General features: G+C 33.9%; 19 protein-coding genes, 1 tRNA gene and 1 other annotated feature. Of the genes, 14 read left to right on the forward strand and 6 right to left on the reverse strand.

Annotation, left to right across the window (positions count from 1 at the left end; translation table 11 throughout):
• Positions 1-67: 67 nt before the first annotated feature.
• Both LGAS_RS03510 and LGAS_RS03515 read right to left on the reverse strand, forming a co-directional pair.
• A complete protein-coding gene (locus LGAS_RS03510) occupies positions 68-400 on the reverse strand; it encodes a hypothetical protein (RefSeq protein ID WP_225792989.1) in 333 nt (110 codons plus the stop codon).
• Between the two features lie 96 nt (positions 401-496).
• Entirely contained in the window at positions 497-979 is a 483-nt protein-coding gene (locus LGAS_RS03515) for a hypothetical protein (RefSeq protein WP_003653511.1), read from the reverse strand.
• A gap of 194 nt (positions 980-1,173) precedes the next feature.
• Between LGAS_RS03515 and LGAS_RS03520 the strand changes: the two genes are divergently transcribed.
• The 7 genes from LGAS_RS03520 to LGAS_RS03550 all read left to right on the forward strand — a co-directional run bounded on the left by LGAS_RS03520 (position 1,174) and on the right by LGAS_RS03550 (position 8,669).
• On the forward strand, positions 1,174-3,708 hold the full coding sequence (locus tag LGAS_RS03520) for a M1 family metallopeptidase (protein WP_003647569.1): 2,535 nt from the start codon (positions 1,174-1,176) through the stop codon (positions 3,706-3,708).
• An 88-nt stretch (positions 3,709-3,796) separates the two neighbouring features.
• Positions 3,797-4,567: a Cof-type HAD-IIB family hydrolase gene (locus LGAS_RS03525; RefSeq protein ID WP_011678858.1), complete on the forward strand. Its 771-nt coding sequence runs from the start codon at positions 3,797-3,799 to the stop codon at positions 4,565-4,567.
• Between the two features lie 45 nt (positions 4,568-4,612).
• Positions 4,613-5,308 (forward strand): CPBP family intramembrane glutamic endopeptidase, encoded by a 696-nt coding sequence (locus tag LGAS_RS03530; RefSeq protein ID WP_021314810.1) that lies wholly within the window; start codon positions 4,613-4,615, stop codon positions 5,306-5,308.
• Between the two features lie 88 nt (positions 5,309-5,396).
• Positions 5,397-5,470, forward strand: a tRNA-Arg gene (locus LGAS_RS03535).
• Positions 5,471-5,716: 246 nt separating this feature from the next.
• Positions 5,717-7,528, forward strand: coding sequence for a glutamine--fructose-6-phosphate transaminase (isomerizing) (glmS, locus tag LGAS_RS03540; protein WP_003647566.1), 1,812 nt, complete (start codon positions 5,717-5,719; stop codon positions 7,526-7,528).
• Positions 7,529-7,666: 138 nt separating this feature from the next.
• Positions 7,667-8,086 carry a helix-turn-helix domain-containing protein gene (locus LGAS_RS03545; RefSeq protein WP_021314811.1) on the forward strand — a complete coding sequence of 140 codons (420 nt, stop codon included), beginning with the start codon at positions 7,667-7,669 and terminating at the stop codon, positions 8,084-8,086.
• Positions 8,079-8,669 (forward strand): Fic/DOC family protein, encoded by a 591-nt coding sequence (locus tag LGAS_RS03550; RefSeq protein ID WP_003647563.1) that lies wholly within the window; start codon positions 8,079-8,081, stop codon positions 8,667-8,669. The genes LGAS_RS03545 and LGAS_RS03550 overlap by 8 nt, the downstream gene beginning before the upstream one ends.
• A gap of 43 nt (positions 8,670-8,712) precedes the next feature.
• Here the strand turns inward: LGAS_RS03550 and LGAS_RS03555 are convergent, their stop codons facing one another.
• Entirely contained in the window at positions 8,713-9,843 is a 1,131-nt protein-coding gene (locus tag LGAS_RS03555) for an acyltransferase family protein (RefSeq protein ID WP_003647562.1), read from the reverse strand.
• A 289-nt stretch (positions 9,844-10,132) separates the two neighbouring features.
• Between LGAS_RS03555 and LGAS_RS03560 the strand changes: the two genes are divergently transcribed.
• The gene (locus LGAS_RS03560; RefSeq protein WP_003647561.1) at positions 10,133-10,798 is read left to right on the forward strand and encodes a nitroreductase; all 666 of its coding nucleotides are present in this window, start codon (positions 10,133-10,135) and stop codon (positions 10,796-10,798) included.
• Positions 10,799-10,839: 41 nt separating this feature from the next.
• Here LGAS_RS03560 and LGAS_RS03565 read toward each other — a convergent pair whose 3' ends face one another.
• Complete coding sequence (locus tag LGAS_RS03565) at positions 10,840-11,400, reverse strand: DUF4811 domain-containing protein (RefSeq protein WP_003647560.1); 561 nt, start codon at positions 11,398-11,400, stop codon at positions 10,840-10,842.
• The gene (locus tag LGAS_RS03570) at positions 11,400-12,872 is read right to left on the reverse strand and encodes an MDR family MFS transporter (protein ID WP_003647559.1); all 1,473 of its coding nucleotides are present in this window, start codon (positions 12,870-12,872) and stop codon (positions 11,400-11,402) included. The genes LGAS_RS03565 and LGAS_RS03570 overlap by 1 nt, the downstream gene beginning before the upstream one ends.
• 173 nt (positions 12,873-13,045) lie before the next feature.
• Here LGAS_RS03570 and LGAS_RS03575 point away from each other — a divergent pair, with 173 nt between their 5' ends.
• Entirely contained in the window at positions 13,046-13,483 is a 438-nt protein-coding gene (locus tag LGAS_RS03575; RefSeq protein WP_003647558.1) for a MerR family transcriptional regulator, read from the forward strand.
• An 83-nt stretch (positions 13,484-13,566) separates the two neighbouring features.
• Here LGAS_RS03575 and LGAS_RS03580 read toward each other — a convergent pair whose 3' ends face one another.
• Positions 13,567-15,321, reverse strand: coding sequence for an oligopeptide ABC transporter substrate-binding protein (locus tag LGAS_RS03580; RefSeq protein ID WP_080504039.1), 1,755 nt, complete (start codon positions 15,319-15,321; stop codon positions 13,567-13,569).
• An 80-nt stretch (positions 15,322-15,401) separates the two neighbouring features.
• Positions 15,402-15,630: a binding site (T-box leader), on the reverse strand.
• Between the two features lie 376 nt (positions 15,631-16,006).
• Between LGAS_RS03580 and LGAS_RS03585 the strand changes: the two genes are divergently transcribed.
• The 5 genes from LGAS_RS03585 to LGAS_RS03605 all read left to right on the forward strand — a co-directional run bounded on the left by LGAS_RS03585 (position 16,007) and on the right by LGAS_RS03605 (position 20,775).
• Positions 16,007-16,372 (forward strand): pyridoxamine 5'-phosphate oxidase family protein, encoded by a 366-nt coding sequence (locus tag LGAS_RS03585; protein WP_003647556.1) that lies wholly within the window; start codon positions 16,007-16,009, stop codon positions 16,370-16,372.
• A gap of 171 nt (positions 16,373-16,543) precedes the next feature.
• Positions 16,544-17,860, forward strand: a complete 1,317-nt coding sequence (locus tag LGAS_RS03590) for a C1 family peptidase (RefSeq protein WP_021314814.1) — start codon at positions 16,544-16,546, stop codon at positions 17,858-17,860.
• 134 nt (positions 17,861-17,994) lie between these two features.
• Positions 17,995-18,903 carry an ROK family protein gene (locus tag LGAS_RS03595; protein WP_003647555.1) on the forward strand — a complete coding sequence of 303 codons (909 nt, stop codon included), beginning with the start codon at positions 17,995-17,997 and terminating at the stop codon, positions 18,901-18,903.
• A complete protein-coding gene (locus tag LGAS_RS03600; protein WP_003647554.1) occupies positions 18,903-19,781 on the forward strand; it encodes an AraC family transcriptional regulator in 879 nt (292 codons plus the stop codon). Before LGAS_RS03595 ends, LGAS_RS03600 begins: the two co-directional genes overlap by 1 nt.
• A 94-nt stretch (positions 19,782-19,875) precedes the next feature.
• A complete protein-coding gene (locus tag LGAS_RS03605) occupies positions 19,876-20,775 on the forward strand; it encodes an alpha/beta hydrolase (protein ID WP_025012228.1) in 900 nt (299 codons plus the stop codon).
• Positions 20,776-20,777 lie beyond the last annotated feature (2 nt).

The raw sequence follows: 20,777 nt of genomic DNA on the forward strand, positions 1-20,777 counted from the left end.
AATAAAAGAAGAAATAAAAATGCCGCAAATTTTGCGACATTTTTTGATAGATTTAAGTGTCCTTCAATTAATTAATTTTGTTTTCAGTATAATCATTTCCAGATTGATAATCATTGAAATCTTCACCATTAAGATGGAAATGTTCGCCATAAACTAAGTTAATGATTTTTGGATTTCGATTATCTTCTAGACCAAAGAGGACATAATCCGTCCATTTATTTCTGCTAAAACTTGTGTCAAAATCTTGATTAAATTGGATTTCTTTATCTTTGCCTAATACAGTTAATTTAGCAAGGAGTAAGCTTTTATCAAGATGAGTTACTTCTTCAAAAATCATAGAATCGATAACTGTTTCGTCAACTGTTCCAGAGTTTCTCTTAAGTTCAATTTCTTTGACCATGGCTTTGTAGTAGTTTCGATCAAGATACTGCTTTAGACTTTTAACTCGGTACTTAGAGTTAACATACTTTTCCCTTAACAACTGGCTATATAGGAACTATGCGTGAATATAGACTTCTTTATAAGCCGTGAAGTCATCTTTAGGATTAGGTTTAATGAATTTGATATTGAGACGATGTAATAGTTTTTGGTATTTATCGAGTCTTTGGTTAGGATAGAAAAGTTTATAATTATTATCGCCAGAATTTTTAATGAGATAATTAGAATGATATTCAAAACGTAGCCGTATTTTAAATATGAAATCATAAAGAGCAGCAATAATATAAGAACCGAAAAAGATAAATACTAAGATAGCGCAGCCACCTAATATCCCTCCAATAGAAGAATTGCTACCATCACTACTATCAGATGAAGTGTAACTAGTTCCTCCGCCACCTGAAGAACCACCAGTACTGTGACCGCCACCGGTTGATCCCATTGAAGCAAAAGCTGGTTGAGAAAAATGAGGATTAGTTGTAGTAACGCTTATACCTAAGAATAGAAGACAAACTAAAATAATTATTTTAACTTTCTTTTTCATAAAATCGCCCAATAAATAAAATGCGTTATTTATATTTTAACTAAATAAGAAGAAAAAAAGCAAATTAAGATTTAAAGATATTTTTTAGATTTTGATGAATATAACTAAATTATTTTTAATTCAAAAGCTGGTAAGTAAGATTTTTATTTCTTATAATAAATACTTGAGAAGCTATAAATATTGGAGGTCAAAATATGGCAGAAGTTAAACGTTTTTATGAAACTTTTCACCCAGATCATTATGATATCTATTTAGATATTAGCCGTGAAAAAAAGAGCTTCCACGGTAAAACTATTGTGGTTGGGGATGCTCAAGAAGAATTAGTTAAATTAAATCAAAAGTACTTAAAGATTACCTCAGTTAGAGTCGATCAAAAGAAGGCTGATTTTGATTATAACGATAAAGAAGAAGTCGTTAATATTAAGGCTGGTAAAGTTGGTGAGATGAAAATTGAGGTTGACTTTGAAGGTAAGTTAACTGATTCAATGATGGGTATTTATCCTTCTTACTATGAAGTTGATGGCGAAAAGAAGCAACTAGTTGGTACTCAATTTGAAACTACTTTTGCTCGTCAAGCCTTCCCATGTGTTGATGAACCAGAAGCTAAAGCTACTTTTGCACTTGCAATTAAGTTTGATGAGAAGCCTGGCGAAACGATTATTTCCAATCAACCAGAAGAGAAGTTTAAAGATGGTGTTCACTACTTTAAGCCAACTTTACGTATGTCTAGCTACTTGGTTGCTTTTGTCTTTGGCGATATGCAAAAGAAATTGACTAAGACCAAGTCTGGCGTTGAAATTGGCGTTTTTGCAACAAAAGCACATAAAGCAAAAGAATTGGACTTCGCTTTAGATATTGCTAAACGCTCAATTGAATTTTATGAAGATTTCTATGAAACACCATATCCATTGGAGCATTCATATCAAGTTGCACTTCCTGACTTTTCAGCAGGTGCAATGGAAAACTGGGGTTGTGTAACTTACCGAGAAGCTTACTTATTACTTGATCCTGACAATACTTCATTAGACATGAAGCAATTAGTTGCAACTGTTATTGCTCATGAATTAGCTCACCAATGGTTCGGTGATTTAGTAACCATGAAGTGGTGGGACAACTTATGGCTTAACGAAAGTTTTGCTAATATGATGGAATATGTAGCAGTTGATGCCTTAGAGCCAAATTGGAAGATTTGGGAGATGTTCCAAACTTCAGAAGTTCCAGCTGCCCTTCAAAGAGATGCAACTGATGGTGTGCAATCAGTTCACGTAATGGTTAATGATCCAGCAGAAATTGATGCCTTGTTTGATTCTGCAATTGTTTATGCAAAAGGTTCAAGAATGCTAGTAATGGTACGTGCATTACTTGGCGATAAGGCTCTTCGTGAGGGATTAAAGAATTACTTTGCAGCTCATCAATATAGTAATGCCACAGGTGACGACTTATGGAAGGCACTTGGTGAAGCAAGTGGCCTTGATATTGGTGCAATTATGCATTCTTGGTTAGAGCAACCAGGTTATCCAGTAGTTAATGCTAAAGTTGAAGATGGTAAATTAGTCTTAACTCAAAAACAATTCTTCATTGGTGAAGGTAAAGATGTTGGTCGTAAGTGGCAAATTCCATTGAATGCTAATTATGCAGCTGTACCTAAGATCATGAAGGATGAAAAACTAGTTGTTGGTGACTACAAAGATTTACTTGCTAATAACGGCACACCTTTCCGCTTAAATGTTGGTAATAATTCTGACTTTATTGTTAAGTATGATCAAACTTTACTTGATGATATTTTAAGTCATGTTGATGAATTAGATGCAGTTGATAAATTACAATTGCTTCAAGACTTTAGATTACTAGCAGAAGGCGGTCAAATGTCTTACGCAGATATTGTGCCACTTCTTCCTAAATTTGCAGATTCAACTTCACCAATTGTTAATAATGCATTGTACAGAATTATGGCTACTTTGCGTAATTTTGTAACACCTGGTTCAGATGAAGAAAAGCAATTGAAGAGACTTTATGATTTGCTTTCTGAAAGACAAGTTAAACGTTTAGGCTTAATTCCTAAGGCTGGCGAATCTAACGATGATAATTTAACTAGACCGTATGTAGTTTCAGCTTCTCTATATGCTGAAAATGATGATACGATTAATGGTCTTCACGCTATCTATTCAGAAAATTCTGATAACTTAGAAGGTATTTCAGCTGATATCAGAAGTGCTGTTTTAGCTAACGAAGTTAAGAACTTTGGTAATATGACCTTGTTTGACAAGTTAATTAAAAAGTACCAAGAAACTTCTGATGCAAGCTTGAAGCAAGACTTATGTGCCGGTATTACTTCGACTAAGATGCCTGAAATTATTGACGCAATTGTTGATGATTTTGAAAATGCACAAGTTGTTAAACCTCAAGATTTGCGTGCATGGTACCGCAACGTATTAGCTAATCCATTTGGTCAAGAACAGGCTTGGAATTGGATTAGATTAGAATGGCCATGGCTTGAAGCAACTGTTGGTGGTGATATGGAATTTGCTACTTTCATTACGGTAACAGCGAATATTTTCCATACTGAGGAAAGATTGAACCAATTCAAAGACTTCTTCGAACCAAAGATTAATACTCCAGGATTAACCCGTGAAATTAAGATGGATACTAAAGTAATCGAAACTAAGGTAAACTTAGTTAAGAAGGAGCAAGCTGCTGTAAATGCAGCAATTGCCAAAGCAGTTGACTAAAAATAAAGATTAAGTAAGTTAAAAAAGATGCGCTTTCAGTTTTGAAAGCGCATTTTTGATATAATTTATAAAATAGGGGTGACTTAATTTGATAAAAACAATCTTTTTTGATGTTGACGGAACATTAGTTTCACATAAAACAGATAGTGTGCCTAAAAGTACTAGAGAGGCACTTGAACTTTTACGTAAAAATGGCATCAAACTAGTGTTAGCTACTGGGCGTGATATGAGCCAACTAAAGAAATTACCGGTTAAAGATATAAAATTTGATGGTTATTTGACGATGAATGGACAACTTTGTCTAGATGAAAATGATAATGAACTTTTTGGTAATCCTATTAATGAACAAGATACTAAAAAATTGGTTAAACTAATTAAAGAGAAGACTGTCCCGATTACTACTATCGGTAAAGAAGGACCGTACATTAATTTTGTAACAGATCAAGTAGTTGCTGCTCAAAAGGCTGTTTCTAGTAAAGTTGCGCCAGTTGGTAAATATCATGGTGAAAATGTCTATCAATTTATTACATATGGAAACCGTGATGACTTGAGAAAATTGGTTGATGATCTTCCAAACTGTAAATTAAGTTGGTGGAATGAGTATGCAGTAGATATTATTTCAAAAGATGGTGGTAAACTAGCGGGTGTTGAGAAGTATCTTAAATTGCAGGGTCAAACTTTAGCAGATGCCATGGCTTTTGGCGATGGTGAAAATGATTTAGAGATGCTTAAAGCTGTTCAAACGGGTGTTGCTATGGGTAACGGGGAAGAACAAGTGAAGCAGATTGCTGATTATGTGACCAGTGATATTAATGAGGATGGAATCTATAATGCCTGCAAGCACTATAAGTTGATTTAAAACAGCACTATAATAAAAGCAAAGATTAAGTTTGGGAGAAATTTGATGAAAATAATTAAGTGTGTATTCAAATGGATAGGGATCGCCATTTGCCTATTTCTTATTTTTGCTTTTATGCAAGTACCAATTTTGGAAAGTACACCTGTATATTCAATCGATAGTCAGCAACAATTTATTGAAGCTTTTAAGCATGTGAATATGTTTCATAATATATTTATGATAATTATCTTTACAATTATCACATTTATTATGGAATGGTATGTTTGTAAATGGCTAAATAATAAATTGGATTTTTCAAAAAAATTAAGTCGAAAAAATCTGATTTTATCATTAGGAGCAGGTGTATTTTGTTTTATTCTTCAGTTATTAACAATGTTTTCTGTCTTTGTTAATGCCAAACCGGATGTATTTACAGAAACATTGAAAACAGGATTAGCTGTACCTTTAATCTTATCCCTAGCTGTAATCGGCCCCACTTTAGAAGAATTATTATTTCAAGCTGGAATTCAAAAAGGTATTTTCAAAAGGTTAAATCCATGGATAGCGATTATTTTGACGGCAATTATTTTTGCTGGTGCTCATAATGTAACTCTGAATTGGTCATTTTTGAATAGATTTTTATCCGGAGTAGCTTTTGGATATGTTTACCAGAAGACGGATGATATAAAAATGGCAATTTTGAGTCATAGTATATCTAATCTTTTACCACTGATAATCTGCTGCATGCAGGCTTGGAGTTGAAAAATATATATTTAAATAAATTTCTTCAAAAAATAATTGACATCCAACTTCCTTTTCCCTATACTAGAATATGTTCTGTTAAGGAACTGGTTTGGTAGCTCAGCTGGATAGAGCAACGGTCTTCTAAACCGTGGGTCGTGAGTTCGAATCTCACCCAAATCACTGATATGACGCTCCGCATGGGGCGTCTTTTTTTGCAATTTTTTATTTGACCCCCCAAATGACCCCCCAAGCATATTTTTACGATTGTTAAAAACAAATTTAACTTTAAAATCATTTTTTGATATAGACCAATTACAAATAAAACTTCTTGACCAATTTTTAATATAGGGTTATTATTGCTCATATGACAGCAAATAAAAGATAGTCCATTTATTTTAAATGAACTATACCAAAGGAGAAAAATGTATGTGTGGAATTGTTGGTGTTGTTGGAAAACCTGCAAGAGATATTATTTTAAATGGTCTAACTAACTTGGAATATCGTGGCTATGATTCAGCAGGTATGTACTTAAATGATCTTAATGGTAATGAATATTTGACTAAGGCAGTTGGCAGAATTTCTAACTTAAAAGAAAAGCTAACTCCAGATGAACAAGGCTTAGTTGGAATTGGTCATACTCGCTGGGCGACTCACGGTAAACCAACAGTTGATAATGCTCACCCTCATTTTGATGAAACTAAGCGTTTTTACTTAGTTCATAATGGTGTAATTGAAAATTATGTAGAATTAAAGGAAAAATACTTACAAGGTGTTAAATTCCATTCAAATACTGATACTGAAGTGGTTGTTCAATTAATTGGTAAAATTGCTCGTGAAAAGAATTTAGACGGCTTTTCTGCATTTAAAGAAGCTTTGAAGTTAGTTAAAGGCTCATACGCTTTTCTCTTGGTTGATAATACTGAACCAGACCATGTTTTTATTGCAAAGAATAAGTCACCAATGATGCTCGGTCTTGGAGATGGATTTAATATTATTGCTTCTGATGCAATTTCTGTTTTAGACCAAACTAAGACTTTTGTTGATTTACAAGATGGTGATGTAGGTGACATTACCAAGGATTCTTACACAATTGAAACTGTTGACGGTAAAAAAGTCGAACGTAAACCTCACGTATTAGATATTGATCCAAACGCAGCTTCCAAAGGTACTTATGAATTCTATATGTTAAAAGAAATCGATGAGCAACCAAGCGTGATGCGTAAAATTTCTCAAACTTATTTTGATGAAAATGGTGACGTTAAGGTTGAGCCTCAAATCATTGATGCTCTTTCTAAAGCAGATCGAATTTATATTTATGCAGCAGGTACGAGTTACCATGCTGGCTTAGTCGGAAAGACACTTTTAGAACACTACACAGGTATTCCAACAGAAGTTGGTTTAGCTTCAGAAGCTGGCTATCACTTCCCAATGATGAGTAAAAAGCCATTTTTTATTTTTCTAACTCAATCTGGAGAAACCGCTGATTCACGCGTTGTTTTAAAAGAAGTTAATAAGCGTAATATACCAAGTTTAACCATTACTAACGTAGAAGGATCAACTTTATCAAGAGAAGCAGACTACACGATGCTACTAGAAGCCGGTCCTGAAATTGCTGTCGCATCTACTAAAGCTTATACTGCTCAAATCGCCGTTCAAGCAGTACTTGCTAAAGCTTTGGGTGAAGCACTTAATAATCAAGATGCAAAAGATTGGAACTTAAAACATGACCTAGCTATTGCGGCTGAAGGGATGCAACAACTTGTTGATAGTAAGGAAAGCTTAAAAGAAATCGCCGACAAGTACTTAATTAAGTCACGCAATGCCTTCTATATTGGACGCGGAATTGACTATGCCGTTGCCTTAGAAGGAGCATTGAAGCTTAAAGAAGTTTCATACATTCAAACTGAAGGTTTTGCGGCAGCTGAATTAAAACATGGAACTATTTCTCTTATTGAAAAAGGTACTCCAGTTATTGCTTTAATTAATGATCCAGCTACTGCCGACTTAACTCGTGGTAACATTCAAGAAGTTGTTTCTCGCGGAGCTAATATTATTACAATTGTTGGTAAGGATTTTGCTAAAGAGGGCGACGATATCGTATTACCAGAAATTAACTACTATATGTCTGCACTTCTAACTGTTGTACCAGCTCAACTCCTTGCTTATTATGCTTCTAAAGATAAGGGCTTAGATGTTGATAAGCCACGTAACTTGGCTAAGAGTGTGACAGTTGAATAAAAATTAAACCAAACTAGTAAAATAGCGAATTAGTGATTTTAAAAGTGACTAATTCGCTATTTTTAATTAAATGTTTTTGATCGAAAATATGAGTATTTGATTTAAAATAAGGATAGTTAATAATTAATGAGGATAATTATGCTATCAAAAATATCAATTTTACTTACAAATCACCAACTTACATTAAAAGATATTTCTCAAAATCAGCACTTGGCAGAACAAGATTTAAAAAAAGAACTTAATGAAAATCCTGATAATTGGTCAAGCTCAGTTTTATCAGCTTTGTCGTCATCTTTGAACATGCGGCCTGGAGACTTATTAGAATTACTTGATCCAGTTTATTCTTTGAAGATTAATGATCATCATCAAATGATTCAAGGAATCTATATTGAAGATCCTGAAGTTTATGAACAAATTCGCTTTGTGGTAGAAAGTGAGCATTTAGAAGGTTGGCAACCTGACGAAGAGGATATTTTAAGATTGCTTGATGAAGCAATTAATCCATCTCCTAAGTTCCAAACTGAAATAAGTCGGATTTGGGGTGAGAAAGATGAGTGAGGAGCCAAAAGATACAGAATGGTATCGCAGAAAGTTTCTTTATCCTAATGGAACGCTTAAAAATAAACTCAATATTAAGGATGCGGCAGAATTAGCGCAAAAAGAATACTTAGGTTCAGCTGTGCGCGCATTAGCTTTTTTGAGGAAGAATAAAAAGATTACTAGCGTTGAAGATTTGAAGAAAATTCATAAGATTATGTTTGGCTGGCTTTATGATTGGGCAGGACAAATTCGAGATTATGAGTTGATTAAGGGAGATACTGAGTTTCTAGAATATACTCGGATTAAGTTTGGGATCGAAGAAATAGATGAGAAAATGAGACAATTAGCGAGTCGAAAAGAAATTGCTAATACTGATTATGCTTTTTTGCTTGATCGTTTGAATTATCTTCATCCCTTTAGAGAAGGAAATGGTAGGAGTAGCAAGTTGTTTTTACAAGCTTTTGCTGCGAATCACGGACAAGTTATTGATTATCCGCGATCAAATAAAGAATTAATTATTGCTCAAAATAATGCAGATATTAACCAAATTGCTAAGTTAATTAAGATTAAGCCAAAAGCTAAGAAAATGAATGCTAGATAAAAAAAGTATCCCAATGATAATTTTTCGTCATTAGGATGCTTTTTTAATTGAACAGAAAACTAATTTTGACCAATTTATTTTCTTTAAACCAAGTCCAGCAAAGATGTAATAAATAAGCAGAAGCAAAAGATAAACACCAAGTAAAAATCCATGTCCCAAAGAAAGTTAAAAAGGGATGATAGTGAGCGTGAAATGACATATTTAGGCCGCGCCAAACTAATTGGTTCCAGAATACATTAGAAAGATATGCACGATAGGCATAAATAGCCAAAAAATGAAAAATTTTTAGACTAGTTTGAGAATTTTTCTTTACTTGATGCAAGCAAAATGCAGCAATTAGAGCAATAACTGCTAAAGAGTATAGTGTCATGGAAGGTTTATAATACGGAGCATTATTAAAATTAATGGGGTGGCCAAAACTTTGTAGTTCAAGATTGGTCCAAATGAAACAAATGATAAAAATAATACTAAGCAGCCACCAAAATTTAGTAAAAAATGCGTTAACATAATCGCGTAATTGCCAGGCCAAAACACCATAGACGCCATAGATAAAGAAAGAGATAAAAGCTCTATCCAGTAAATACCAATCGTTTTGATGGATGCCATGAAAGACATAGGTGTCGTAAAACCAAAGCCAGGTGAAATAAAGGATAAACGTAACGATTGCAATTATGATTCCACGTTTAATATTAGTTCCCACATAGCGACTAATCGCCCAAAAGAGTGGCATTAGGATGATAAATTGTAGCATCATCGTGTTATACCAAAGATGAGGAGCAGCATTTCCGTTAATGAATTGCCAGCAAAAAGTTGGAAAATTATAGTATTTGTTTACTTGCTGTTCCCAGGGCATTCCTAGTAAATAAATTAAAGTCCACCAGATAGTCGGTACGAATAAGTTAGACCAATTATTACGAAGGTATTTATTATATAAAAAGTGATTTTCTAAATCATAGGTTCTAGTAGTTGTATATAAGATTCCAAAAATAAAAGCAGGGGCAGTATATTTTACTAGATTATATAGGAGACCAAAAATATCTTGAGTATGAGCTGGTTGCCTGATGTCCATAACTAAGGACATAATTGGTTGCGACATGACGGCAGTACATGCAAAGACTTTAAGGTAGTCGCCAATATCAGCTGTTTTAAATGATAAAAATTGATATTTTTTCATAAATTAGTTCCTTCATTAGTAGAGAAAAGGTCTACAAACTCACTCTTAATATATTCATCTTTTTGAAAAAAGACAAGTTGTCTGTAATTAGGCGCTTAACAATTATTAAAATTTGAACTAGGATATAAATGACTGATCGAAACTTCTCCTCCTAAGAAGTGTAACAATTTATTTTTCTTCATTAGATCATGTTAAGCTGCAGTCAGAAATGGTTGCAGCTTTTTATTTATAGTCATAAAAGGATTAAAATTAAGATATTAATACAATAAAGAATTTAAAGAAGGTATATATGATGAACGTAGAAGAAGCAATTTTAACCCGGCATGCAGTTCGTTTATTTAATCCAGACGATAAGATTTCAAAAGGGAGTCTAGAAAAAATTGTTGAACTAGCTCAACACGCTCCTTCATGGGTAGATTCACAACCTTGGAAGGTATATATTGCAACGGGTAACACACTAGCAGCAATTAAAAAACGTCATGCTGAAAATGTTAAGAACGGTGTTAAAGCAAATCCTGACTGGCCAACCACTCACAGAGAAGATTGGGCTAAGTTTCCAAGAGAAAATATGCTAAAGCATAATGAAGCAACCGCTCATTTTTGGGAAAATCCAGAGTTGTCTGACATGACACGTCAGGATCTACAGACACGTCTTTATGATGCACCAGCAATTTGCTACTTAACTATTCCTAAAGATTCAAATCAATGGTCAGATTACGATTTAGGTGCTTTTGGTCAAACTTTGATGTTGGCAGCTAGAGGAATGGGAATTGATTCAATGCCAGCTTATGAAATTGTGAAATTTCCAGAATCTGTTAAACAAATTATGAATATTCCTGACTCTGAATGGCTTGCAATGGGAATAGCTTTAGGATATGCAGATATGGCAACTAGAGTTAACGAATATCGCGCTCCGCGTGTGCCATTAGATGAAATGCTAAAAATAAAGGATTAAAAAAGACGCCGCTGAGGACGTCTTTTCTGAAGAAAATATAATTAATGAAGAGATGCAGCCTTTTGGGCATGCATTTTTTCTTGCATTTGTTTTTGTAATTTTTGCATATCTTTAGTTGAGATAATTTTCCAGTTTGAGGGAAGAGTAAAAGTATACTCTCTATGTTTTAATTCATTATTATGATTAAAGATATTAAACATCATACGACTAAAATTATCTTTGTAAACATACCGAGTGGTTCTTATTTTGAGACTTGGCTGTTTGCCGTGATTAATTTTAGTTGAAACCTTATCTAATTTAATTGCTCTAGGCTTCTTCTGATTGTTATTAGTCTTATATAAATATACTTTTTCTGTCCCATTACCTAGAGGTTGATAAAGTAGAAGTGGAAGGTTAGGACTAGCACTTGAAACTAAATGTTGTGTCTTAGTCTGTGTTTCAGTCTTCATCCCCCAGTGATTGTAGTCATGTGCGACGATACCCAGCACGCAAAGTAAAGTAATGATTAAAGAAATCCATGAAACTAGAGTATGGCCTTTACCAGGGATGACATTAAAATATATAAATAAAATTGCTGCCAAAATTAGAATTACAATTATCATTATCCATTCACCTCTTCTTGGTTTTCACGTGCGCGGTTGCCCTTTTTTAAGAAGAAAGCAAGAACTAAAGCAACTAAGGCAAAAAGAATACTCATTGCAAATGAAGCACGGAATCCGTCTAGAGTGGCATTAATTGCCTGATTTTTATATTGAAGTGGCAAAGTATGGAGTAAATCTTTGTTTGGCATATTATTGTTAGTTGTAGTGGTTAAAATTGAAACTAAGATAGCTGTACCAATAGAACTTAAGACCTGTCTGAACGTATTATTTACTGCTGTTCCGTGAGCGATTTTATTTAAAGGCAATGAGTTCATTCCTGAAGTGGTAACATTCATCATAACTAAAGCGACACCAACCATTCTAATTGCGTATAAAACAATAATCATAGTATATGAGCTTTCTGCAGTTAAGAATACAAATGGAATAGTACCAAGCGTTAAAAGAGTCATTCCAGTAATTGCCATTTTTCGTGCACCATATTTATCGAATAAACGCCCCGTAATTGGTGACATGATTCCGATCATTAAGGCACCAGGTAATAGTATCAATCCTGAGTGAAATGCCGACACACCACGTAGGTTTTGAATATATAATGGTAATACCATTTCAATACCCACCATTGCTAAATTGGTAATACCACTTAAAGCAGCTGCTAAAGAAAATTCGAAATGTTTGAAGACAGTGATATCCAAAAATGGATCTGCCATTTTTAATTGGCGAATACCAAAAAGAATAACAAATACAATTCCTACGCCAATAAATCCTAAAATTTCGGGGTTAGTCCATCCTTTATTACCAGCTTCTGAAAAACCATAAAGTAAACTACCAAAACCCACAGTTGAAGTTGTCACTGACCAAACATCAATTTTTTCTTTCTTAGTTGGAAGAACGTCTTTAATTAAGAAAAAAGCTAAAATAATAACTATTCCAGCAATTGGAGCAATAATACTGAATAAGTAGCGCCAAGAAAGATTATCAACAATCCAGCCAGATAAGGTTGGACCAATAGCTGGTGCGAGGCCAATAACAATCCCAACTGTTCCCATCGCAGCGCCGCGCTTATTAGCGGGAAAGATTGAAAGCATGATGGTTTGAAGCAATGGCATAGTAACACCAACACCCAACCCTTGAATAATTCTTCCAGTTAATAAAGTGCCGAAATTTGGCGCAAGTGCAGCTGTCACTGTCCCGATAAAGAAAACAGACATTGCTGTCAAATACATTTTCCTTGAGCCAAAACGATTAATTAACCAAGCTGAGACTGGAATCATAACCCCATTAACTAACAAAAATGCAGTTGAAAGCCATTCAGCAGTGGCAGTACTGATATGAAAGGAACGCATAATTGAAGGAAGAGCTGTTGCAAGCAAGGTCCCGTTTAAAACAGTACAGAAAGATCCAATAATTAAAACTAAAACAAGCAAGTTTCGATTATAGGCTTTTCCGTGAATATCGGTTGGTTGTTGATCCATTTGAATTATCCTTTCTATTGTTAAAAAATCTTACAAACTATAAGAACTATATGCTTAAATCAAAGCATTGTCAAATTTTCTTACACAAGAGTAATAGAATCTAACATATATGTTGTAAAAACTTACATAAGCTATTAAACTATAAATAAGATTACGAGGTAAGGAATTAAACAATGGAATCAAAAAAGATCCTTCATAATGTTTTTCAAAATATTGAAGTAGGAATTGGGGAAGTCAGCAAAGTAGTTGGCGTGTCACAAAGACAATTACGCTATTGGGAGAAAAAGGGCTATATTGAGCCCATTTCTGATGATAATAGCGGTGTTAGAAGATACAATTTATCAACTTTATATTTAATTGTTTTTATTAAAGAGCAACTTGATAATGGTTTTACTTTAGCTGCTGCTTTTGAACGATCAAAAGATATCAAGCTAAAGAGTAAAATTGTTCGAACCTTTTTTGAGCATACTTTCAGCGATGTTGAAATTACTGATGCAGAGAAGGGATATGGTGAAATAGATTTAGGTGATTTCCGTACCGAAGATGGTGAGAAGTATCACTTCAAAGGTGTCCTTGATGCGCATGGTAGGTATGTAAAAATTGATAAATAAAGAAGGAAGCATCTGGAATGTGATGCTTCCTTCTTAGGACAAGTCGATATTGTTTTTTCTATAATTTATGTTGATTAAACTTATTATTTAGTAAAGCCCGCTTCATACCAAACATTAGCAGAAGGTTTTAATGACCAACCAGAGACTTTACTATTTACAGCTGTTACTGAATAGGCACCACTAGTTGGGACTACATACGCTTTGTTGTACATCCATTTTTGCCATTCATGAAATTTTTGCACCCGATATTTTTTATCAAAAGATTTGGCAGAATCGATTTCATTCAATAATTTAGTGTTTGTCGGAGAAACAAAACGGGCAAAATTATAAGGCATTTTTTCACCATAAAAGACGCTTGGAGAAGGATCACCTGCTGCGCCCCAAGCTCCTTCAAGAACATCAATCTTAGGATCACTGGCTTTAACAGCTGCTACCCAGCGATTAAATTCCATTGGCCGCCCGCCTAGGAACTTAACGTTTAAGCCGGCTTTTTTCCATTGTTGAATGTAGTTACGCCAGATAGCTTCGCTATTTTCACCAGAACCACGTACTGCTAGATTGATAACTAATGGTTTACCATTTGGCTGACTTCGATAGAGTGCACCAGGAGCTTTTTTATAGCCCGCTTTATCTAGTAGTTTATTGGCTTTATCTAGATTATAAGAATAGACAGGAATATTTTTATCATAATATGGAGTAAATTGTGAAGGAATCAAAGAATTAATCCTGAATTCTAAACCATGGTAGAAACGTTTATTAATGACATCAACATTCATTGCATAAGCCATTGCTTTTCGTAAAGCAGGATTATTCATCTTAGCATGAGGATTTTCAACGTTTTTACCAAGTTTTGCATCCCATTTTCCGACCTTAAAGGCTAAGTAGTCGTAACTAAGTGTTTTTTTGCCGACAAAATTGACGCCTTTAGTATTTTTTACCTGTTCCCATTGCGAGCTAAGAACATTTGCAACGTCGAATTTTTTGCTCTTAATTGCTTGTGAAACATTAGAATTAGTAATATTTGACATGTAAATATGTTCAAAATTAGGTTTACCGCGCCAGTAATATGGATTTCTTGACCAACTAGTAGATTGGCCTTGTACAGTTTTGTCCATTTTATATGGACCAAAGTAGAGTGGGTGCTTTCTTATTTGCGGACTAGAAACAAGTTTTTCAAAGGGAACGCTTTTCAAATAATGGTAAGGAGCAGCATGTTCCCAGAAAAAACCATTAGCTGAGTTCATCATTGCTGGTTTTAATTCCTTAAAGTGAAGAATTAATGTTTTTCCATTTGGTCCGTCTGGCATTTCAAGACCTGAAATATTGTTGGCTTTTCCCCGATGGTATTCAGCCATTCCCTTAATATTTTCAAGCGAAGAAGTATATTGAGTAGTTTGAACTTTAGGATTAGCTAAAATTTCGTATGCATACTCTAAATCCTTGGCTGTTACTGGTTTTCCATCAGACCAACGAACCTTCTTTTTTACTTTGATTTCAGCAGTATTGTTACTATGATTTAACTTTAAACTAGCAGCACCCTTATTGGTAAATTGATAATGATCATTAATATCAAAAAGCGCTTCATCTCCTGGAGCAGCTGCTTCAGAATCGGGACTAGTATCAGCAATTTCAGCTGAAAAAATTCCAGTAAATGGTGATTCATTTTCTAAAGCATAGGTTAAGGTTCCTCCCTTTTTAATGGGTTTATGGGGAACAGCCTGAGAAAACTTGATGGGTTGATTACTCGAATCAGTTTTCTTAGCACCACAAGCAGTTGATAAAATCGCTAGTGAGCTCGCTAGTGTTACATACAGCAGTTTGGACTTTGACATCTTCATATAAAATTCTCCTTTCGTCAAAAATCCAATAACAGCATGATTAAGAAAACAAAAAGACGCCCTATCAGATCACAATGATCTAATAGGGCGTCTTGTCGCTGTACCACCTATTTTTACTAGAAAAACTAGTCTTTAATAACGTACGGTTCAATACAAGAGATCGCTATAAAGGGCTGTCCCTTAAACTACTTTAAATCGTAGTTTACGCTCAAAGGTGATTTTCATTAAGACTCTATCTATTTCTTCACACCAACCAGAAATTCTCTGAGAGACGAGCACTTAATTACTTTTCCTTATCAAAGCTGTTTGATAATAATGTTTGTGCTCATAATAATACACTGATTTGAAAATATGTCAACATGAAATTATAGCTTTCTTATTTTTATTATAAATTTATTTTTATAATTATATGATGTGTTTCAGTATGAATTTAATACAAAAAATTGCAAACAATATTTAATACATAGGTAAATTTAAAGTTACAGATTTAAAGCAAATGTTATTGATTAAAAATATGAATGAGAGGGTAAAGCTAATACTTGACATATTTATTGACTGAAATAAAGCTGTCGATTTGTTATTTAATATAATAAAAATATTATAAAAACTTGAGCAAAAAAGAAGATTTTTTCTCTTAAGAGGCCTATACTTGTAATTGATAAGTGATAGAAAGGAATTGTATACTATGAAGAAATTAGATACAAACAAATTAACTGACAAACAAGCAGATCTTTTTAAGAATAACTTGGTTTACATTGCTACTGTTGACGAAAATGGTAACCCACAAGTTGGTCCTAAAGGTTCAATGACTGTATTAGATCCAAGTCATATGCAATATCTTGAAAAGACTAAGGGTGCAGCTTATGAAAACATTAAGCGTGGCTCTAAAGTTGCATTAGTTGCAGCAGACGTTCCTTCTCATACTGCTGTTCAAGTTTTAGCAACTGCACATGTTCATGAAGATGATGAATATGCAAAGAAAGTTGTATCTGGTACTGATACTCCTAATGCATTTGTTGTAGTACTTGATATTGATGAAATTTTTGAATAATTTATATAGATCCAAAGATTTTATTCTGCCTGCATTTTAATATAGTTTAAGAAAGACTAAGTATTGCAAAAATACTTGGTCTTTTTTGCTAGATAACTTGCTTATTTTTTATATTAATGTAAGATTAAAACTAATTAAACAAATCTAATAAAGTTAAAAGGAGAAATGAAAATGGGTGCTTTATCAGAACAAGAACTAGCAGCTTTTTCTGCAGATTTTAATAAAAATGATAAAAATAAAGTAGCATCTCGTGCTGCTCGTCGAAATGGATTATTTGAAGCATCATTTAATGATGAAGTTTCAAAACGTTTAAATCATACTTTTTCTACCGAACTTGATATTGGTGGAGTAACTGACCAAAAGCATTCTGGTCGTTGCTGGGAATTTGCAACTTTGAATGTTTTGCGTCATCATTTTGGCAAAAAATATCATGTTAAGGACTTTACTTTTTCACAAGCTTATAATTTCTTCTGGGATAAGATTGAAAGAGCTAACGCTTTTTATGATAGTATGATTCGTTTAGCTGATAAGCCAGTTGATGATCGTGAAGTTGAAACTTGGTTGTATTTTGCAGGTCAAGATGGTGGCTTATGGCAAATGGCAATTAATTTGGTAAAAAAATATGGAGTAGTTCCATCATACGCAATGCCAGAAAATGCTACGTCAAACAACACTACAGCTTTAATTGATTCTTTAGCTCGTAAGGAAAGAAAAGATGCCCTAGTATTACGTAAATTAGTTCAAGAAGGCAAGCTTGAAGAAGCTGAAAAGGCTAAAAAGGAATTCTTAAATGAAGTTTACCGTATGGCTGCAGTAGCTTTGGGTGAACCACCAAAGAAGTTTGATTTAGAGTATCGTGATGATGATAAAAAGTATCATTTAGAAAAAGATTTAACCCCACGTCAATTTGCAGAAAAGTATTTGAAAGATTTTAATTGGGACGATTATGTTGTCTTATTAAACTCACCTAATTATGATTACAACAAACGCTACCACCAAGGTTTATATGACAATGTTGCTGGTGGCCAACCAATTACTGGCTTAAATGTGCCGATTGAAGTTTTGGCACGAGCAGCTGCAGCTCAATTGAAAGATGGAAAAGCAGTTATTTTTGGAAATGATGTCTTAAAACAAATGGAACGTAAAACTGGCTTCCTTGATACTGATCTATACAAGACTGATGACTTGTTTAGTGTTGATACTCAAATGAGTAAAGCTGATCGATTAGCTACTGGTGAAGGTTCTGCAACCCATGATATGACTTTAGTCGGCGTTGATGAAGACAATGGTGAAATTCGTAAATGGAAAGTAGAAAATTCTTGGGGCGATAAATATGGTCACAAGGGTTTCTACGAAATGAGCCAGAAGTGGTTTGAAGAATATGTTTATGATGTAGTTGTTGATAAGAAATATTTACCTGAAGATTTGGTTAAGCTTTGGGAAGAACCAGCTGTTGATTTGAAACCCTGGGAACATATCGGCTTATAAAGATAAAAGAGATCGAAAGATCTCTTTTTTTAATATCAATTTTTAAACTAAAGAATGTCAATATGTAACTTGTTTTGAAAGCCAATCCACCATAAAATATCTTTTGTAAGCGCTAAACATTAGAAGAGGAGATAATGATGAAAAAGAATTATTTAAGCATTGATATTGGGGGAACAAACGTAAAATATGCTGAACTTAATAATGCGGGGAATATTATTGAACAAGGCAAAATTAAAACATCGCATGATAAAGAACAATTTTTAAAAAATATTGATCGAATTGTAGCGAAATATGTAAAAAAAGGGATTAAAGGGATCGCTTTTTGTGCACCAGGAAAAATTGCGCATACTAAAATTCACTTTGGCGGAGCACTACCTTTTCTTGATGGCATCGATTTTGCAGTAAGATATAAAAAATATGATATTCCAGTTACTGTGATTAATGATGGTAAAGCTAGCGTTTTAGCTGAAAACTGGCTTGGTAGTCTAAAAGATATGCGAAATTGTGCTGCGATTACTTTAGGTACTGGTGTTGGCGGAGGAATAATTGTTAATGGAAAGCTGTTAAATGGGGCACATTTTCAAGCCGGTGAATTAAGTTTCTTGCAGCTTAATATGAAAGAACCTGGATTTGATGGTTTTGCCGGTGGTTATGCTTCTGCTGTTCAAATGATCAAGAATGTTAACGAAGCCATCGAAAATGATGATGAGACTGACGGCTTAGCTGCTTTTGAAGCAATTAATAATGGAAATGAAAAGGCAAAGAAAATTTTTGATGAGTATTGTAAGCGAATTGCCGCTATTATTATCGATATTCAAGCCGTAGTGGACTTAGATGCAATTGCAATTGGTGGTGGCATTTCTGCGCAGCCAATTGTGATTCAAGGAATTAATCAAGCTTATGATCAAGTTTTAGCTGATAATGAATTGATTAGAAAGACTTTCACTCGTCCAAAGATAGTTGAGGCTAAATTTAAGAATGGTGCGAACCTCTACGGGGCTTTGTACAATCTCTTTATTCATGTAAATGGTGAAAAACTATAATGACATATGGCAAAAAAATCAAGCAGCATGAAATAGTGATTCCTACTGATCCGCTACCTGTTTGGTATTTTGTTTTTCATGATCATAATTCTGAAAAATATATTGCTCCGCACTGGCATCGAGGAATTGAATTGAGCTATGTTGAAAATGGGAGAATAGATGATTTTTTGATCAATAAAAAGCACTATTCTTCTCAATCAGGAACAATTTTGGTAGTAAATACGCAAGAAATTCATAGTATTCATGATTTTAGGAATACTGATTCGCTTGCATTATCAATAATTTTTCCATATGACTATATTGCTAATTTATACCCTGATATTGCTCATCAAGTCATTAAAATTAATGACCCTACTATGTTTTCCAATAAGCAGAAACTTGCCTATCTTCACTTGCAGGGGTTACTTAGTCAGTTTATTAAAGTGTATTTTCTTAAAATTCCAACTAAACACTTAGAACAGCAACGCTTAATTGATGAAATTTTATGTCTGTTATTAGCTAATTTTACTGAAGATAAGAAGGATCAGGAACAGGTTAGTGAGCGTAAAGTATATATTATTAATCGTTTACAATACATTACACAATATGTAAATAACCATTATCAAGAAGAGTTGAATTTAGCCTTTCTTGCCGAAAAGTGTAATATTTCAAAAGAATATTTAGCACGCTTCTTTAAGAAAGAAATGGAACTTACGGTTGAAACATATATTAATAATGTCCGAGCTGAACATGCTTATGGCGAATTAAAGAAATCCAAAAAGAATTTAACTCAAATTGCCATTAGCTGTGGCTTTTCTAGTATTAGAACGATGAATCGAGCTTTTAAAAAACTATATGGCAAAAGTGCATCTGAAATGAAGAAGAAATTAACAAAATAGGTCAATTTGCGCCAATAATTGGTTAAGATTGGCCTATTTTTTAGATCCATTTTTAGTTATTATGAAAGCGAATTCAATGAGAGAGGGAAATATTATGAAAGAGCAAAAGATTCTAAATGCAGTTAAAGAAATGCGGATTAGCTGGAAAGAAAATGATGATAAGAGAGACAGTGGGTTGCCACACGATATCCCAGAAGTAACACGTGTAGATGATCTTCAATATGGTGAGGATCCTAAATGGAATTTATTAGACTTATATTTGCCTAAGAATGTTAAAGGCAAGATTCCAGTTATTATTAATATTCATGGTGGTGGCTGGGTTTATGGAACAAAAGAAACTTATCAATTTTATGGTTTAGGGATGGCGAAGAGAGGATTTGCATTTGTTAATCCAAACTATAAATTAGGTCCAGAAGTTAAATTTCCTAAGGAACTTGATCAAGTAAATGAATATATCCATTGGGTAGCCGACCATGCTGATGAATACAATCTTGATAAAAATAATGTCTTCTTAATTGGAGATTCAGCTGGTGGTCAGATGGCTGAACAATATACAGCTATTTTGACTAATCCAAAATACCGTGAGAAATTTGGTTATACACTAACAGATTTAAAATTTAGAGCGGTTGCTTTAAACTCACCGGCAACTTTTATTAAAGATCCAGGCATGATTGGAAATGGTACTTTAGCATATTTTGACCCAGAAGTGATGAAGAGTGCGAAGAATCAAGATCTAATTGATGTTGAAAAATATATTACTGAAGATTTTCTGCCAACCTTTATTTCGACTGCTAATGAAGATTTTATTCATGACTGCGCTGTTAGATTAGATGGTTTTTTAAGAGCTAAAGGAATTGAAGTTATTCAAAAGTCTTGGGGCGATGAAAAGCATCCTGAACCACATGTTTTCTTGATTAATCAAAAAGATGAGTTAGCAAAAGAAGCTAATGACGAAGAAGCTGAATTCTTTAGAAAGCATCTTGTCAAAGATTAACA

The sequence above is a fragment of the Lactobacillus gasseri ATCC 33323 = JCM 1131 genome, assembly GCF_000014425.1.
GTDB lineage: Bacteria > Bacillota > Bacilli > Lactobacillales > Lactobacillaceae > Lactobacillus > Lactobacillus gasseri.

Excerpts from the sequence above, each read along its gene's own strand:
- LGAS_RS03510 (WP_225792989.1), bottom strand. The coding sequence starts at position 400 with ATGGTCAAAGAAATTGAACTTAAGAGAAACTCTGGAACAGTTGACGAA.
- LGAS_RS03515 (WP_003653511.1), bottom strand. The coding sequence starts at position 979 with ATGAAAAAGAAAGTTAAAATAATTATTTTAGTTTGTCTTCTATTCTTA.
- LGAS_RS03520 (WP_003647569.1), top strand. The coding sequence starts at position 1,174 with ATGGCAGAAGTTAAACGTTTTTATGAAACTTTTCACCCAGATCATTAT.
- LGAS_RS03530 (WP_021314810.1), top strand. The coding sequence starts at position 4,613 with ATGAAAATAATTAAGTGTGTATTCAAATGGATAGGGATCGCCATTTGC.
- glmS (WP_003647566.1), top strand. The coding sequence starts at position 5,717 with ATGTGTGGAATTGTTGGTGTTGTTGGAAAACCTGCAAGAGATATTATT.
- LGAS_RS03545 (WP_021314811.1), top strand. The coding sequence starts at position 7,667 with ATGCTATCAAAAATATCAATTTTACTTACAAATCACCAACTTACATTA.
- LGAS_RS03550 (WP_003647563.1), top strand. The coding sequence starts at position 8,079 with ATGAGTGAGGAGCCAAAAGATACAGAATGGTATCGCAGAAAGTTTCTT.
- LGAS_RS03555 (WP_003647562.1), bottom strand. The coding sequence starts at position 9,843 with ATGAAAAAATATCAATTTTTATCATTTAAAACAGCTGATATTGGCGAC.
- LGAS_RS03560 (WP_003647561.1), top strand. The coding sequence starts at position 10,133 with ATGATGAACGTAGAAGAAGCAATTTTAACCCGGCATGCAGTTCGTTTA.
- LGAS_RS03565 (WP_003647560.1), bottom strand. The coding sequence starts at position 11,400 with ATGATAATTGTAATTCTAATTTTGGCAGCAATTTTATTTATATATTTT.
- LGAS_RS03570 (WP_003647559.1), bottom strand. The coding sequence starts at position 12,872 with ATGGATCAACAACCAACCGATATTCACGGAAAAGCCTATAATCGAAAC.
- LGAS_RS03575 (WP_003647558.1), top strand. The coding sequence starts at position 13,046 with ATGGAATCAAAAAAGATCCTTCATAATGTTTTTCAAAATATTGAAGTA.
- LGAS_RS03580 (WP_080504039.1), bottom strand. The coding sequence starts at position 15,321 with ATGAAGATGTCAAAGTCCAAACTGCTGTATGTAACACTAGCGAGCTCA.
- LGAS_RS03585 (WP_003647556.1), top strand. The coding sequence starts at position 16,007 with ATGAAGAAATTAGATACAAACAAATTAACTGACAAACAAGCAGATCTT.
- LGAS_RS03590 (WP_021314814.1), top strand. The coding sequence starts at position 16,544 with ATGGGTGCTTTATCAGAACAAGAACTAGCAGCTTTTTCTGCAGATTTT.
- LGAS_RS03595 (WP_003647555.1), top strand. The coding sequence starts at position 17,995 with ATGATGAAAAAGAATTATTTAAGCATTGATATTGGGGGAACAAACGTA.
- LGAS_RS03600 (WP_003647554.1), top strand. The coding sequence starts at position 18,903 with ATGACATATGGCAAAAAAATCAAGCAGCATGAAATAGTGATTCCTACT.
- LGAS_RS03605 (WP_025012228.1), top strand. The coding sequence starts at position 19,876 with ATGAAAGAGCAAAAGATTCTAAATGCAGTTAAAGAAATGCGGATTAGC.